General features: G+C 49.5%; 7 protein-coding genes. All 7 read right to left on the bottom strand.

Translation table 11 applies throughout. The features are described 5' to 3' along the window. Window positions 1–64: 64 nt before the first annotated feature. Window positions 65–3,208 (bottom strand): hypothetical protein, encoded by a 3,144-nt coding sequence (locus ACO6VG_RS00645; protein ID WP_422472243.1) that lies wholly within the window; start codon window positions 3,206–3,208, stop codon window positions 65–67. A 130-nt stretch (window positions 3,209–3,338) separates the two neighbouring features. Further along, window positions 3,339–6,425 (bottom strand): hypothetical protein, encoded by a 3,087-nt coding sequence (locus ACO6VG_RS00640; protein ID WP_422472241.1) that lies wholly within the window; start codon window positions 6,423–6,425, stop codon window positions 3,339–3,341. Between the two features lie 141 nt (window positions 6,426–6,566). Then, entirely contained in the window at window positions 6,567–9,620 is a 3,054-nt protein-coding gene (locus ACO6VG_RS00635; protein ID WP_422472239.1) for a hypothetical protein, read from the bottom strand. Next, window positions 9,617–9,919, bottom strand: a complete 303-nt coding sequence (locus ACO6VG_RS00630) for a hypothetical protein (protein WP_422472237.1) — start codon at window positions 9,917–9,919, stop codon at window positions 9,617–9,619. Before ACO6VG_RS00630 ends, ACO6VG_RS00635 begins: the two co-directional genes overlap by 4 nt. 173 nt (window positions 9,920–10,092) lie before the next feature. Further along, window positions 10,093–13,122: a hypothetical protein gene (locus ACO6VG_RS00625; RefSeq protein ID WP_422472235.1), complete on the bottom strand. Its 3,030-nt coding sequence runs from the start codon at window positions 13,120–13,122 to the stop codon at window positions 10,093–10,095. Beyond that, a complete protein-coding gene (locus tag ACO6VG_RS00620) occupies window positions 13,119–13,313 on the bottom strand; it encodes a hypothetical protein (RefSeq protein WP_422135116.1) in 195 nt (64 codons plus the stop codon). Before ACO6VG_RS00620 ends, ACO6VG_RS00625 begins: the two co-directional genes overlap by 4 nt. A gap of 345 nt (window positions 13,314–13,658) precedes the next feature. Continuing rightward, complete coding sequence (locus tag ACO6VG_RS00615; RefSeq protein WP_422472233.1) at window positions 13,659–16,712, bottom strand: hypothetical protein; 3,054 nt, start codon at window positions 16,710–16,712, stop codon at window positions 13,659–13,661. Window positions 16,713–16,722 lie beyond the last annotated feature (10 nt).

Here is a 16,722-nt window from a genome sequence, read left to right as displayed (position 1 = left end):
AGTAACTGGCTGGCGAAAAGTTCCGCCAGGTTACTGCTGTCTGAAGTTGCATTTCATAGCCAGATCAAAGGATTTTGCAGGCCCACTCTGCCGACGCGCTCTGAGCATCAGGCTTCGCTATCTTCTTTGGCACCAGCATTTTCCGTTCTCTCGGGAGGTCATCGTTGGTGAAGTAGCGACGCCTCTCCCTGACCACGGCAATACCCTGCTGTTTCAGCACTTTTCGGGCTTCCTCCGAAGCCAGTGTTTCCTGCTTCAAGGTGCCCGTATTCATCCGTATACCTTTGCTCTTCAGACGCTGCACCTCTTGCTTCAGTGCCTGTTGTGTTGCCGGGCTCAGCAGCGATGGGTCGTATTCGTACTGCATCTTTTCCAGCAGTGTCATTCCGGTCGGAATCGCCACCTGCGCCAGATCGTACCAGCTGTTATGAATACCATAAGTGATCCCTTTGTTCTGATCAGCCTTGCAGGTTTTGTGACTGGGGTCTGAACAGACAATAATTCCGGCCTCCTGAGCCATTTTGCGGCGCACATTGTCGTCAATAAACTGGTTCATTCTCCGCACCGGCTCAGTTGTCCATTCAAAGTTTTCAGAGATCTTTGCGCCATTGTCGCGGAGACCGTAGATCAGGGCGTAGTTTTTTTTGCGCTGATCCTGAAGTTGCCCGGTTATCCGCGCCAGATCAGCTGCACCGTGCATGGCGGCTTCCAGATGACGTTGGAATTCAGTCTGGTTGCCAGAGCCTGAGCGAAAATCCCAGGGTAACTGCTTCGGCAGGTCAAGACGTGTAGCATCAAAACCCCAGGGTTGAGTCTCCATTATCCTGGGAAAATCAGCCCCAACCCCGCAACAACGGATAATATCCATTCGATCCGCAAAGCGTAATATGCGCAGATACCAGCGCACAGACTCAGACAGGTTTGGCTCATCGCTACCATCGACATCTTTTTCCTTGTTGATCATTGCCAGTGCCATATCTTCCAGCAGCTGTTCGGGGTAGTGCCCGGCCAGGTCCCTTTTGAAATAATCAGCCGATCTTGTTTCTTCCTCCGATTTGTCGACATCTTCGGCTGCAGCGTCATGGTAGATAATCGCCAGAGACAGGAGTTCTTTTTCTTTTTTGCTCAGGGAACACTGCTGAAATTTCTCCAGCAATTCCATATACCAGTGTCCGTTATTCCTGGCCCGCAGGACATGGCTGCAGCTGTGCTGGAGTTTCCATTGTGTTGGCATGGTCTGTCTGCCAAGGCTCCTGATCACCCGTTCCGGCCCCGGACGGCGGTAATAATGCTGCAATACCTTCAGGATGGTTTTTTCATTATCGCCGGCATTATCAGGCAGGACCGGGGGGTTGCTGAAGGCGTCCACCAGAAATTGCAACGCCGTTGGTGTTCCGGCTGTCAGGGGTGTCGCCAATGTGACAGAATCGTCCAGACCGAGAGATTGTTTCAGATCTGTTATTTCCTGCTGAGCCTGACGGACATGTTCTGGCCAATTCTGGTAGAAAGGATGCGTTTTTCGTTGCTTGTACAGTTCTTCAAGCCAGTGGATATAATCATCTACGGAGAGATCATCAATGACCTTTTTGTCATTCCGGCAATGATACCTCTTCAGGTCAAATTCAAGATTATCCAGAACGTCTTTTTCCAGGGAAACCTGGTAATGAAAAAGAGCCAATAAGTTGGACTGAATATGTTCGAGGGTTGGATTCGGCAAAGTGACCACATAACGTAATACCTCTTTCAGACATTCCTGCTGTTGCACTGGACTGTCGCTCCGGCAGATACGGTCAAATTCAAAGACGCTTCCCGGGCAGCCGGTCAAAGGCAGTTGTCTGAGATGTTGCAGGGTCAGGAACTCAAATGGAGCAGAGGCAGCCACTAAACAATTGAACAGACCCACTGGCAATACATATTCCAAATACCGTTCCATACCGTCGATGCGGCTCAGGCCCCATTGAGTCAGCCTTGCCCCGCTTTGCAAAAGCAGCTGAAATAATCGGTAAGCTTCTTCCCCCTGCTGAACCCGAATTGGCTGTCCCTTAAGCAAATCCTCTCTCGTTCTTCCGAAATCCAGGGCCCCATTGTGTCTGAATATTTCGGTATCCAGGAGAATATCAAGCAAAGATTTAACAGCCACGTCATGAAAAAAACGCTGGTCAATGGGCAATCCACCCTGTTTCAATTCCAGAAGCCTTTCATAGCTGTAACAACAGGGATCACTCACCAGCTCTATAGCCTGTTGCAATTTGTGCATAACCTCGGGTGGGACGGTTAATTTTGAACTCAGCGCCCGGGCCCGCTGAGGCATTGGCAACATATTTAACAGGGCTCTGAAATTGTCCAGGTCTATGCTCTGTGAGAACGCAAACTCATCCAGAGAACGCTCATTATTGGCCAGGTGTTCACTGTCCAGCTCATCATCAAAACAGACCTGCACAGAGCCTGTGCGATGGCAATAAACAACCAAAGGTAAGGATTCACGATTCAATACCTCTTCACAACGGTGCTTATATTGCAGGATATCGGAAATATTGGTCTCTTTATCCTTGTATACACAGAAACACAGGATGTTTTTCTTGCTGTAGTTAATGAGCACCAGTTCCGGGAAATCATATATGGGATTATATTCGCCGTCTTTCAATTTAGGTAAACTGAACGTCCCATCTTCTCGAAGGTGTCCAGAGGTGAAACAAGCAGGATAGAGTCTCCAGTTGACTCGATTGGCATTCTCGCGACGTTTGTCGTGCAATGACTGCAGATCTGATAGTAGTTTTTTTGGCAGTGTATCGGGAGTCATGTCTGGCTCCTCCAGCAAACGCTCAGACCGTGGATCACGTTTGTAGACGAACAGGCATTGCGGATCGATGATACCTACTATGTACCTGCCTAATGTTTCTGGCACTGGCTCGACGGGTATCATCTCCCCCGGTAGAGCCAGAGTGAAAGGTCTTGGTGAACGTTTGTTAGTGAAGTAATCTTCTTCTACATGCACTTCAATTCGCCGAAACGCCAGACGCCCACTCTCAGCGATCCGAAGTAGCTCTTGTCGCTCAGACTCCCTGGGGTGAGGAGGCAGCGGCTTGCTGGTCGATTCGCAGACTGTCCGCTGGCCAAAAGCCGTTACCGGCTGGGTGTCAAATTTTGTTTCAAATTTTGTTTCAGGGCACAGGCTCGGAGGAGTTTCCGTTCCGAGGTCAACATTCATGGCAATACTCTCGTGGACTCATTACTTACCCATTTTTCTATAGGTAAACCTTAGGGGCTTTGGAGTAAGTATCTGGCAAAAAGTTCCATCAGGGTCCCAAAAAAGTCCGCAGTTGCATTTCATAGCCAGATCAAAGGATTTTACAGGCCCACTCTGCCGACGCGCTCTGGGCATCAGGCTTCGCTATCTTCTTTGGCACCAGCATTTCCCGTTCTCTCGGGATGCCTTCGTTAGTAAAGTAGTGACGCTTCTCGCCGACCACGGCGATACCCCGTTGTTCCAGCACCTTTTGGGCTTGCTCCGAAGTCAGCGTTTTTTGCGTCAAGGTGCCGAGATTCATCTGAATACCTTCGCTCTTAAGCCGCTGCACCTCTTGCTCTATTGCCTGAAGTGTTGCCGGGCTCAGCAGCGACGGATCATGTTCGTACTGCATCTTTTCCAGCAGCGTCATTCCGGCCGGAATCGTCACCTGCCCCAGATCATACCCGCTGTTATGAATACCATAAGTGATCCCTTTGTTCTGATCGGCCCTGCAGGCTTTGTGGCTCCGGTCTGAACAGACAATAATTCCGGCCTCCTGAGCTATTTTGCGCCGGACATTGTCGTCAATTAACTGGTCCATTCTCCGCACTGGCTCAATTGTCCATTCAAAGTTTTCAGAGATCTTTGCGCCATTGTCTTTGAGACCGTAGGCTTGGGTGTAGTTTTTTTTGCGCTGATCCAGAAGTGACCCGGTTACCTGTGCCAGATCAGCCGCACCGTGCATGGCGGCTTCAAGATGGCGTTGGAATTCACTCTTGTTGAAAGACCAGGAGCTAAACTCACCGGTCAGCTGCGATGGTAAGTCAAGACGTGTAGCGTCAAAACCCAGAGTTCGAGTCACTGTTAATCCCGGAAAATCAGCCCCGACCCCGCAACCACGGATAACATCCATGCGATCTGCAAAGCGTAATATGCGCAGATACCAGCGCACAGAGTCAGGCAGGTTCTGCTCCTCTTTACCCTTAACATCGTTTTCTTTGCTGACTATCGCTATTGCCATATCAGCCAGCAGCTTTTCAGGGTAGTGTCCGGCCAGGTCCCGTTTGAAATATTCAGCTGAACTTGTTTCTTCAACTGATTTGTCGACATCTTCGGCAGCCGCATCAAGGTAGATAATTGCCAGCGACAGAAGTTCTTTTTCTTGTTCTTTCAGAGAACACTGCTGAAATTTCTCCAGCAATTCCATATACCAGTGCCCATTATTCCTGGCCCGCAGGACATGACTGCAGCTGTGCAGGGGTTTCCACACGGTTGGTATGGTTTGCATGCCAAGTCTCTGGATCACCCGTTCCGGTCCCGGACGGCGGTAATAATGTTGCAATACCTTCAGAATGGTTTTTTCATTATCGCCGACATTATCGGGCAGGACTGGCGCTGTGCTGAAGGCGTCCACCACAAACTTTAATGCCGCTGGTGTTTCGGTTGCCAATGGTGTTGCCAGATTGTGAGAATCGTCCAGACCAAGAGATTGTCTCAGATCTTTGATGTCCTGCTGAGCCTGCCGGACATGCTTTGGCCAATTCTGGTAGAAAGGATATGTTTCCCGTTGCTCCCATAGTTTTTTGACCCATTTGACATAATCAGCCACGGAAAAATCATCAATGATATTTTCATCTTCTTGGCGATACATATCCAGATGGGATTCAAGACTATCCAGAACGTTTTTGTCCACGGCAACCTGGTAATGAAACAGGGCCAATAAGCTGAGCTGAATATGTTTGAGGGTTCTATTCTTCAGAGTTACCACATAATTTAATACCCTTGTCAGGCATTCCTGCCGTTGCAGTTTATTCTGACCACGGCAGATACGGTCAAATTCAACGACGCTACCCGGGCAGCCGGTCAAAGGGTACCATTTGAGATGTTCCAGAGTCAGGAACTCAAATGGAGCAGAGGCAGCTACCAAACAATTGAATATCCCAGCCGGGATTGCCGGTCCAAAGATACCCGCCATGCGCTCAATGAGATATACATACCCATCCAGCCTCGCACCGCTGCGCAGAAGCAACTGACATAAGCGCCGGGCTTCGTCCTCCTGTTTCCGGGTCTGATCGTGTTCTGGCCGCTCGTTTCTGCGTATTTCGGAGTCCAGCAGCATGCCAAGTAAAGATCGAACTCTTCCTTTATGAAAAAAACGCTGGTGAATTGGCAGGCCACTTTGTTTTAACTCCAGAAGCTCTTCATAACTGTAAAGAAAGGGATCACTGACCAGCTCGATGGCCTGTTGCTGTTTGTGTATGACATCCGGATCAACTGAGACGGTTGATTCCGAACTCAGTGCCTTTGCCCGCAAAGACATGGGCAGCAGATTCAGGATGTCTCTGAAATGATCTGGAGCCAGGCCCTGTGAAAACGCAAAATCATCCAGAGAACGCTCATTCCTGGTCAGATACAGACTGTCCAGCTCATCAGCAAAATAGACCTGTACAGAACCTGTGCGATGGCAATAAACAACCAGAGGCAAGGGGTCAATCTGCAATAAAAATTCACAGAGATACTTATCCCGCAGGATGTCGGAAATATTTGTTTTTGAATCGTTGTAAACGCAAAAGCATTGGATGTCTTTCTTGCGGTAATTAGTCAGCACCAGTTCAGGGTAACATTCCAGGTGGGAATAATTGCCAGTTTTCAATTTTGGTAAACTGAAGGTTCCGTCCGCTTGCAGATGTCCCGAGGTGAAACGCGGATAAACTCCCCAGGTAACCTTATTGGCATGCTCAATGAGTCCGTCGAACAATGATTGCCGATCAGAGAGTAGTTTTACATCCAGTTTATCCGCATCTGCGCCCAACTCCAGATACCGGGTGGTGGCATCACGCTTGTAAACGAACAGGCATTGGGGGTTAGTAATGCCCACCATCCATTCACCGCAATCATCTGGCAGGGGCATAGAGGGCATCATCTCTCCCGGCAGGGCGAGTGTGAAGGCTCTTGGTGCTCCCTTACCCGAGAAGTAATCGTTTTCTTCAGTCAATCTGATGCGCCGAAACGCCAGGCGTCCACTCTTGGCTGCCCGAAGTAGCTGTTGTCGTTCGGACTCCCTGGGATCAGGAGGTAGCAGCTTGCTGGTCGATTCACAGACTGTCCATTGGCCAGAAGCCGTTACCGATTGGGTGTCAAAATTTATTGTAGGGCACAGGCTCTGAGAGGTTCCCGTTCCATGGGTAATATTCATGGCAATACTCCTGTAAGACTTATTACTTAACCATTTCCTGAAGGTAAACCTAAGAGTCTTTGGAGTAACTATCTGGCAAAAAGTTCCATTAGGGTCCCATTGAAGTTCGCAGCTGCATTTTTATAGCGAGATCAAAGGATTTTATCGGCCATCCTCTGCTGGCGAAGTCTGAGCATCAGGCTTCTCCATCTTCTTTGGCACCAGCATTTTTCGTTCCTTCGGGAAGCCATCTGCACCAAAGTAGCGACGCTGCTCGCTGACCACGGCAATACCCCGATCCTCCAGCACTTCCTGGGCCTTCTCCGAATCCAGCGTTTCCTGGGTCAGGGTGCCCGTATTCATCCGAATACCTTCGCTCTTCAGTCGCTGCACCTCTTCCTCTATTGCCTGAAGTGTTGCCGGGCTCAGCAGTGACGGGTCATGTTCGAACTGCATCTTTTCCAGCAATGTCATTGCGGCCGGAACCCTCACCTGCCTCAGATCGTACCAGCTGTTATGAATACCATAAGTGATTCCTTTGTTCTGATCCGCCTTGCAGGTTTGGTGGCTGGGGTCTGAACAGGTAATAATTCCGGCCTGTTTGGCAATTTTGCGGCGAACATTATCATCAATAAACCGCTCCATTCCTTGCACGGGCTCCGCTGTCCGGTCAAATTGCAGGGTGATTTTTTTGCCATCAGGCACCAGTCCGTAGACTTCGGTGTAGGGATTTTTGCGCTGGTCCTCAGGGTCCGTGGTTGTTACCTGCACCAGGTCAGCCGCACCGTGCATGGCGGCTTCCAGATGCCGTTGGAATTCAGTTTTGTGGTCAGGCTCGATGGTAAAATCCCTGGCCCACGGGTCCGGCAGGTCAAGATAGGAAGCGTTGAAAAACAGAGGCTGAGTCGCCAACCCGGGAAATTCAGGCTCAACGATATTGCGAGTAAATTCCATACAAACGGCAAAGCGTAATATACGCAGATACCAGCGCACGGTTTCAGACAGCTTCTGATCCGCTGCACCATCAATATCGTTTTTCATATTGACCATCGCCAGGGCGACCTCATCCAGTAGCTTTTCAGGGAAATGCCCGGCCAGGTCCTGTTTGAAGTAAACTGCTGACCTGGTTTTTACCGCCGATTTGTCGACATCTTCAGCTGCGGCATTCTGATAAATAATGGCCAGTGGCAGGAGACTTTTTTCGACTGGATTAAAAGAGTGAACCTGACATCGCTCCAGCAATTCCATATACCAGAGCCCATTATTCCTGGCTCGCAGGGCATGATTGCAAGAGTGAGTCTTTTTCCACGTCTTTGTAAGGAATTTGTCCAGGCTGGCCATCACCCGCTCCGGTCCCGGACGACGGTAATAATGCTTTAACACCTTCAGGATGGTGTCTTCATTATCGCCGACATTATCTGGCAAGACCGGCGGTTTGCTGAATGCATCCACCATAAACTGTAACGCCGGTTTCACCGATGCGAAGCGATCGACCGGCAGATCGAGGGATTGTTTCAGTTCCTTGAGTTGCTGATTGGCCTTCTCGACATGTGCTGGCCAATTCCGGAAGAGGGGATGAGTATTCCGTTCATGCCAGAGTGTTTTAATCCATTCGATGTAACCAGCCACAGATAAATTACAAATAAGCGTTTCACCGCCATACAGCTTCAGATCGCTTCCAATAGAATCCAAAACGTCTTCGTCCAGGACAGCGCCGAAATGAAACAAGACTATCAGGAAGGGCTCCAGGGTATCCAGGGTTGTTTTCTTCTGATAAAGCCGGAGAAAAGATAATCCCTCTTTCAGGCAGTTCTGCCGTTGCTGATCATTGAACTTCTGGCAGATTCGGTCAAATTCGACAATGCCTCCGGGACAACTGGTCAATGGTATATTCCAAAGGTTTCGCAAGGTAAGGAACTTGAGTGGACCAAAGGCAGCCACCATATAATTGAACATGTCCGGTGGCACATAAAGTTGATCACAATCTCCCATCTGTTTGAAAAGGTGCCAGCCCCATGCAGTCATTATGGCCCCGCTCTTCAAAAGCAGCCTGAGTAATGGGGCAACTTCATCAACCCGGAATTCCGATGCCCGGTCATGCACATTGTATTTGACTACTACAGAGGTCAGGAAAAGATCAAGCAGAGAAGTCATTTTTCCATCATGAAAAAAACAGCGGTGAATGGGCAAGCCTCTCTCTTTTAATGCCAGAAGTTTCTGGGCACTGTGAGGACAGGGATTACTCACCAGCTCGATGGCCTGTTGCCATTTATGTTGATCATCAGGCGGGATGGAAAATCCTGACCTCAGTGCCTCTGCTTGCAAATGCATTGGCAATAAATTCATTACCTTCATGATTTTGGATAAAGATTCGCCGGAAGGATCAAAACAATCCAGAGAACGCTCAATCAGGGCCAGATGTTCAGAGTCAAGTTCATCGTCATAACAGACCTCTGCAGACCCGGTTTCGCAGCAAAAAACAACCAGTGGCAGGGGCGGCAGGCTCAATGCCTGTTCACACTCACGCTTTTTCTGCAGAATATCTGAAATATTTCCAGGGACATCACTCACAACAAAAAAGCATTTGATGTCTGCTTTTCCACCGTTGGTGACCACGAGTTGCGGAGGGGGTACGGAGCCTCCGAAATATGCTGAAGCAGATTTGTGGCTATCGTATTTGAAGGGCTTCAGTTTTGGTAAACTGAACTTTCCGTCCGCCCCCAGATGTCCTGAGGTTAAACGTTTATAAACCTCCCAACCGGCTTGTTCTTGTATCTCTCTATCTTTTTCAGCCAAAGATTGCAGATCAGACAGAAGTTTTACCTTCAGTTTATCCGCCTCTGCGCCTTGTTTCAGCGGCCAGGTACCCGGATTTTGTTTGTAGACATACAGGCAATCCGGGTCGACGATGCCTACCGTCCATCGACCTGTCAGGTTCCCGTGTTGCAACCCCCGCAAGACAAGGTTAAAGGATTTTGGTGTGCCATTGCCGTTAAGGTAACTGGTTACTTCGGCTGGTTTAATTTTCCGAATCGCCAGACGCCCGCTCTCCGCCGCCTGGCGTAGTGCCTGACGCTCAATTTCTCTGGAAGGCCCCGGTAACTGTTTGGTCGGCTCGGTCGCTGTCCATTGGCCAGAGGCTGTTACCGACTGGGTGTTAGGGTTTGGTTGATGACAGAACCAGGAGGGGAGTTGTATGCCTCTGAAAATATTCATGATGATGCTCCAATAATCGTTATTAATTCCCTCTTCCCTGAGGAGGCTGTCGCAAAACTCTGGTTCCCGCCTTCACCCCCGTCATTCCCGATTTCATTCTCGTCATTCCCGATTTCATTCTCGTCATTCCCGCGAAGGCGGGAATCCACACTGACTCTCCACCAGAACCCTACTGCCCGGTGTCCCCCTGGCCTTGTCATCCCCGAGAAGGCAGAGATCCACCGTTGGCGCTGGATTCCCGCCTTCGCGGGAATGACGACTTCAGAGCGTGAGAACGAGCTGTTGAAGTTTTGCGACACCCTCAGAGCGTTGGAACGAGTTCTTAGAGTTTTGCGACAGCCTCTAAGAGCCCATACTCTTATTATTAGAGTGACTGATTGGTAAAAAAGTTCCGTCAGGATCTTATTGCCCGAAGCGGTATTCACTCATAGCGGGGTCAAAGGATTGTCCATGCCAACCTGTCGGCATGCTCTCAATCAGGCTTTACTATCTTCTTTGGCACCAGCATTTTTCGTTCCTTCGGGAAGCCATCTGCACCAAAGTAGTGACGCTGCTCGCTGACCACGGCAATAGCCCGATCCTCCAGTACTTCCTGGGCCTTCTCCGAATCCAGCGTTTCCCGGGTCAAGGTGCCCGTATTCATCCGAATACCTTCGCTCTTCAGCCGCTGCACTTCTTCCTCTATTGCCTGAAGTGTTGCCGGGCTCAGCAACGACGGGTCATGTTCGAACTGCATCTTTTCCAGCAGCGTCATTGCGGCCGGAACCCTCACCTGCCTCAGATCGTACCAGCTGTTATGAATACCATAAGTGATTCCTTTGTTCTGATCCGCCTTGCAGGTTTGGTGACTGGGGTCTGAACAGGTAATAATTCCGGCCTGTTTGGCAATTTTGCGGCGAACATTATCATCAATAAACCGCTCCATTCCTTGCACGGGCTCCGCTGTCCGGTCAAATTGCAGGGTGATTTTTTTGCCATCAGGCACCAGTCCGTAGACTTCGGTATAGGGATTTTTGCGCCTGTCCATGGGGTGTGTGGTTGTTAACTGCACCAGGTCAGCCGCACCGTGCATGGCGGCTTCCAGATGCCGTTGGAATTCAGTCTTGTGGTCAGGCTTGCTGGTAAAATCCCTGGCCCACAGATGCGGCAGGTCAAGGTCGGAAGTGTTGAAAAACTGAGGCTGAGTCGCCAACCCGGGAAATTCAGGCTCAACGATATGGCGAATAAAGTCCATATGAACGGCAAAGCGTAATATGCGCAGATACCAGCGCACGGTTTCAGACAGCTTCTGATCCGCTGTACCACCGATATCGTTTTTCATATTGATCATCGCCAGGGCGACCTCATCCAGTAGCTTTTCAGGGAAATGCCCGGCCAGGTCCTGTTTGAAGTAAACAGCTGACCTGGTTTTTTCTGCCGATTTGTCGACATCTTCAGCTGCGGCACCCTGATAAATAATGGCCAGTGGCAGGAGACTTTTTTCGACTGGATTAAAAGAGTGAACCTGACATCTTTCCAGCAATTCCATGTACCAGAGCCCATTATTCCTGACCCGCAGAGCATGACTGCAAGGGTGTTCCTCTTTCCACGTTTTTTGAAAGAGTTTGTCCAGATTGGCCAACACCCGCTCCGGTCCAGGGCGACGGTAATAATGCTGTAACACCTTCAGGATGGTGTCTTCATTATCGCCGACATTATCTGGCAAGACCGGCGGTTTGCTGAATGCATCCACTATAAACTGTAACGCCGGTTTCACCGATGCGAAGCGATCGACCGGCAGATCAAGGGATTGTTTCAGTTTCGCGATTTGCTGATTGGCCTCCTCGACATGTGCTGGCCAATTCTGGTAAAGAGTGCAGGTTTCCCGTTTCTTCCAGAGTTCTTCAACCCATTCGATGTAACCAGCCACGGATAAATTATCAATAAGCTTTGCATTGTCATGGTGATAGGTCTTCAGATCGCGTTTAAACGAATCCATAACATCTTTGTCCGGGATAGCCTCGTAACGAAACAAGGCCAGTAGCTGGGACTCCAGGGTATCGAGGGCTAGATTCGGATAAAACCGCTTACGAGATAATATCTCTATCAGGCAGATCTGCCGTTGCTGATCATTGTAGTTCTTGCAAATTCGGTCAAATTCAACGACGCCTCCCGAACAACGGGTCAATGGTATATTCCAGAGGTTTTGTAAGGTAAGGAACTTAAATGGACCAAAGGCAGCCACCATATAATTGAACAGGTACGGTGGCAAAGATGGTGAAGTACAACCTCCCATCTGTCTGATATGGTCCTGGCCCCATGCAGTCAGTCTGGCCCCGCTCTTCAAAAGCAGCCGCAGTAATGGGTCAACTTCATCAACCCGGAATTCCGTTGCATGGTCATGGGCATTGTATCTTTCTATTTCAGAAAACAGGAACAGATCAAGCAAAGAAGTCATTTTTCCATCATGAAAAAAACAGCGGTGAATGGGCAAGCCTCTCTCCTTTAATGCCAGAAGTTTCTGGGCACTGTAAGGACAGGGATTACTCACCAGCTCGATGGCCTGTTGCCATTTATGTTGATCATCCGGCGGGATGGAAAATCCTGACCTCAGTGCCTCTGCTTGCAAATGCATTGGCAATAATTTCATTCTGTCCATGATTTTTTCTATAGATATATTCCCGGAAGGATCAAAACAATCCAGAGAATGCTCAATCTGGGCCAGATGTTCAGAGTCAAGTTCATCGTCATAACAGACCTCTGCAGACCCGGTTTCGCAGCAAAAAACAACCAGTGGCAGGGGGGGCAGGCTCAATGCCTGTTCACACTCACGCTTTTTCTGCAGAATATCCGAAATATTTCCAGGGACATCACTCACAACAAAAAAGCATTTGATGTCTGCTTTTCCATCGTTGGTGACCAGGAGTTGCGGAGGGGGTACGGAGCCACCGCGACATAATGTACTAGGTTTGTGGCTATCGTATTTGCCGGGCTTCAGTTTTGGCAAACTGAACCTGCCGTCCGCCCCCAGATGTCCTGAGGTAAAACGTTTATATACCTCCCAACCGGCTTGTTCTTGTATCTCTTTATCTTTTTCAGCCAATGATTGCAGATCAGACAGAAGTTTTACGTTCAGTTTATCCGCCTCTGCGCCTTGTTTCAGCGGCCAGGTATCTGGATTTTGTTTGTAGACATACAGGCAATCCGGGTCGACGATGCCTACCATCCATCGACCTCTCAGGTCCCCGTGGGGCATCCCCTGCAAGGCAAGGGTATAGGATCTTGGTGTGCCATTGTCATTAAAGTAACTGGCTACTTCGGCGGGTTCAATTTGCCGAATCGCCAGACGCCCACTCTCCGCCGCCAGGCGCAGTGCCTGACGCTCAAGTTCTCTGGAAGGCCCCGGTAGTCGTTTGGCCGGTTCGGTCGCTGTCCATTGGCCAGAGGCTGTTACCGACTGGGTGTTAAGGTTTGGCTGATGACAGAGCCAGGATGGGAGTTTTATGCCTCTGAAAATATTCATGATGATGCTCCAATAATCGTTATTATTTCCCTCTTCCCTGAGGAGGCTGTCGTAAAACTCTGGTTCCCGCCTTCACCCCCGTCATTCCCGATTTCATTCTCGTCATTCCCGGCTTCATTCTCGTCATTCCCGGCTTCATTCTCGTCATTCCCGGCTTCATTCTCGTCATTCCCGCGAAGGCGGGAATCCACACTGACTCTCCACCAGAACCCTACTGCCCGGTGTCCCCCTGGCCTTGTCATCCCCGAGAAGGCAGAGATCCACCGTTGGCGCTGGATTCCCGCCTTCGCGGGAATGACGACTTCAGAGCGCGGGAATGACGACTTCAGAGCGCGAGAACGAGCTGTTGAAGTTTTGCGACACCCTCAGAGCGTTGGAACGAGTTCTTAGAGTTTTGCGACAGCCTCTGAGAGCCCATACTCTTATTATTAGAGTGACTGATTGGTAAAAAAGTTCCGTCAGGATCTTATTGCCCGAAGCGGTATTCACTCATAGTGTGGTCAACGGATTGTCCATGCCAACCTGCCGACATGCTCTCAATCAGGCTTTGCTATCTTCTTTGGCACCAGTATTTCCGGTTCTTGCGTAAAGCCAACGTCGCTACTAAAGTGGGGACGCTTCTCGCTGATCACGGCAATACCCCGATCCTTCAGCACTTTTTGGGCCTCCTCCGAATTCAGTGTTTCCCGGGTCAAGCTGCCGTGATTCATCCGAATACCTTCGCTCTTCAGCCGCTGCACCTCTTCCTCTATTGCCTGAAGTGTTGCCGGGCTCAGCAGCGACGGGTCATGTTCGAACTGCATCTTTTCCAGCAGCGTCATTGCGGCCGGAACCCTCACCTGACTGAGATCGTACCAGCTGTTATGAATACCATAAGTGATCCCTTTGTTCTGATCCGCCTTGCAGGTTTTGTGACTGGGGTCTGAACAGGTAATAATTCCGGCCTGTTTGGCAATTTTGCGGCGAACATTATCATCAATAAACCGGTTCATTCTCTGCACGGGCTCCGCTGTCAGATCAAATTGCATAGTGATTTTTTTGCCATCAGGAACCAGGCCGTAGACTTGGATGTAAGGATTTTCACGCTTGTCTAAAGTCGGCTTCCATGGGTGCTTGGTTTGCACCTGCACCAGGTCAGCCGCACCGTGCATAGCGGCTTCAAGATGCTGTTGGAATTCAGTTTTGAAGTCTTGCTCGCTGGCAGAATCGGTAGCCAAATGCGGTGGCAGGTCAAGGTCTGAAGCATCAGGAATCCGACGTTGAGCCATCGTCAATCCCGGAAAATTAGGGCTAACCCCTTTAGAGCGAATTTTGTCCATAAGAACAGCAAAGCGTAATACGTGTAGATAACAGCTTACGGATTCAGACAGGTTCTGCTCAGCTTTATCACCGGCCTTGTTTTTCATGTTGACTATCGCCAGTGCCATGTCATTCAACAGCGATTCAGGGTAGTGCCCGGTCAGGTCCCGTTTGAAGTAATCAGCTGACTTTGTTTTTTCCGCCGATCTTTCGACATCTTCACAAGCGGCCCCTTGATAAATAATGGCCAGCGGCAGAAGACTTTTTTCTTGTGGAGTAAAAGAATATGCCTGATATTTCTCCAGCAATTCCATATACCAGAGCCCATTATTCCTGGCCCGAAGCGCATGACTGCAGGAGCCATGTTTCCACGTATCCGGGAAGAAGTAGCCCAGGCTGGCAATCACCCGCTCCGGTCCCGGGCGACGGTAATAATGCTGTAACACCTTCAGGATGGTGTCTTCATTATCGCCGACATTATCCGGCAAGACCGGGGGTTTGCTAAAGGCATCTACCAAAAACTGTAACATCGGTTTTAACGATGCGTGGCGATAGTTCGGCAGATCCAGGGACTGTTTCAGTTTCGCAAGTTGCTCACGGGCCTCGGTGACATGTGTTTCCCAATTCCGGTATAGACTGTGGGTGTTGCGTTCCCACCAAAGACCTTGAACCCATTCGATGAAACCAGCCACGGATAAATTATCAATAACCCTCATGTTGTCATCGCAATGCGCCAGATCGCGTTTAACCCTATCCAGAACCTTATCGTCCAGGACAGCCCCGAAATGAAACAGGGCCAGTAAGTGGGACTCCAGGGTATCAAGAGTTGGTTTCTGAAAAAGTCGCTCACGAGATAACCCCTCTCTCAGGCAACTTTGCAATTGCTGATGATCGTATTTCTTGCAGATTCGGTTAAATTCAACGATGCCTCCCCAGCAACGGGTCAATGGTATATTCCAAAGGTTTTGCAAGGTAAGGAACCTGAATGGAGCAAAGGCAGCCGCCATACAATTGAATAGGGCCGGTGGCAGGAAAAGTTGACCATTTGATCCCATCGTTTTGATAATGGACAAGCCTCGTGCAGTCGGTATTGCCCCGCTCTTCAAAAGCAGCTTAAGTACTTGCAGAGCTTCGTCCTCCTGATCCGGAACGCTCTGTTCCCGGGGCTCGTTATTGAATCTTTTCAGCTCTGAAATCAGAAGCATATCAAGCAAAGAAGTCACCGTTCCTTCATGACAGAAACAGCGGTGAATGGGTAAGCCGCTCTCTTTTAATGCCGAAAGTCTCTGGCAACTGAAAGAACAGGGATCACTCACCAGCTCGATGGCCTGTTGCCATTTATGTTGATCATCCGGCGGGATGGTAAATCCTGACCTCAGTGCTTCTGTTTGCGTACGCATTGGCAACAAATTCATCATGCTCTTGAGAGTGTTAAAGCGTATATTCCAGAAAGACTTGAAAATATCCAGAGAATGCTCAACCAGGGCCAGATGTTCAAAGTCAAGTTCATCATCAAAACAGACCTCTGCAGACCCGGTGTGGTGGTCAAAAACAACCAGTGGCAGTGGTTCAATTTTCAGTGCCTGTTCACACTGCTTTTTTTCCTGCAGGATATCCGAAATATTTTTAAAGGTATCACCGACAACAAAAAAGCATTTGATGTCTGCTTTTCCATAGTGGGTGACTACGATTTCTGAACGCGCGGGGTGATAAAAATAAAGTGAAGTAGGCATAGAGGCATCATATTTGTACTCATTCAGTTTTGGTAAACTGAACATCCCGTCCGGCTCCAGATGTCCCGAGGTAAAAGGAGGATAAACATTCCACCAGGTTTGTTCCCTTATCTCATCAGATTTTTCAGCCAATGATTGCAGATCAGGCAGTAGTTTTTCGTCCGGTTTATCCGCAGCTGGGCCATATTCCAGCCACTTGCTGGCGGCATTTTTTTTGTAGACGTACAGGCAGTTTGGATCGACGATGCCTACCGTCCATTTCTGCTCAGCTGTCCGGCTCGAGCAGGGCATCCCCTGTTGGGCAAGGGTAAAGGTTCTTGGTGTGCTATTGCTATCCAGGTAACTGGCTTCTTCAGCTAATTCAATTTGCCGAACCGCCAGGCGACCACTCTTTGCAGCCTCCAGCAGTGCTTGTCGCTGATCTTCTCTGGAAGGCGGGGGTAGGCGTTTGGTCGGTTCGGTGGTTGTCCATTGGCCAGACGCCGCTACTGACTGTGTGTGAGGGTTTGGCTGCGGGCGCAGGCAGGAAAAACAATTTATACCACTTAAAGTATTCATGATGTCACTC

The sequence above is a fragment of the Endozoicomonas sp. ALB032 genome, assembly GCF_049310125.1.
In the GTDB taxonomy this organism is placed as follows: domain Bacteria; phylum Pseudomonadota; class Gammaproteobacteria; order Pseudomonadales; family Endozoicomonadaceae; genus Endozoicomonas_A.
Note: the sequence above shows the minus strand (reverse complement) of the source record. Positions and strands in the feature narration are given on the sequence as shown.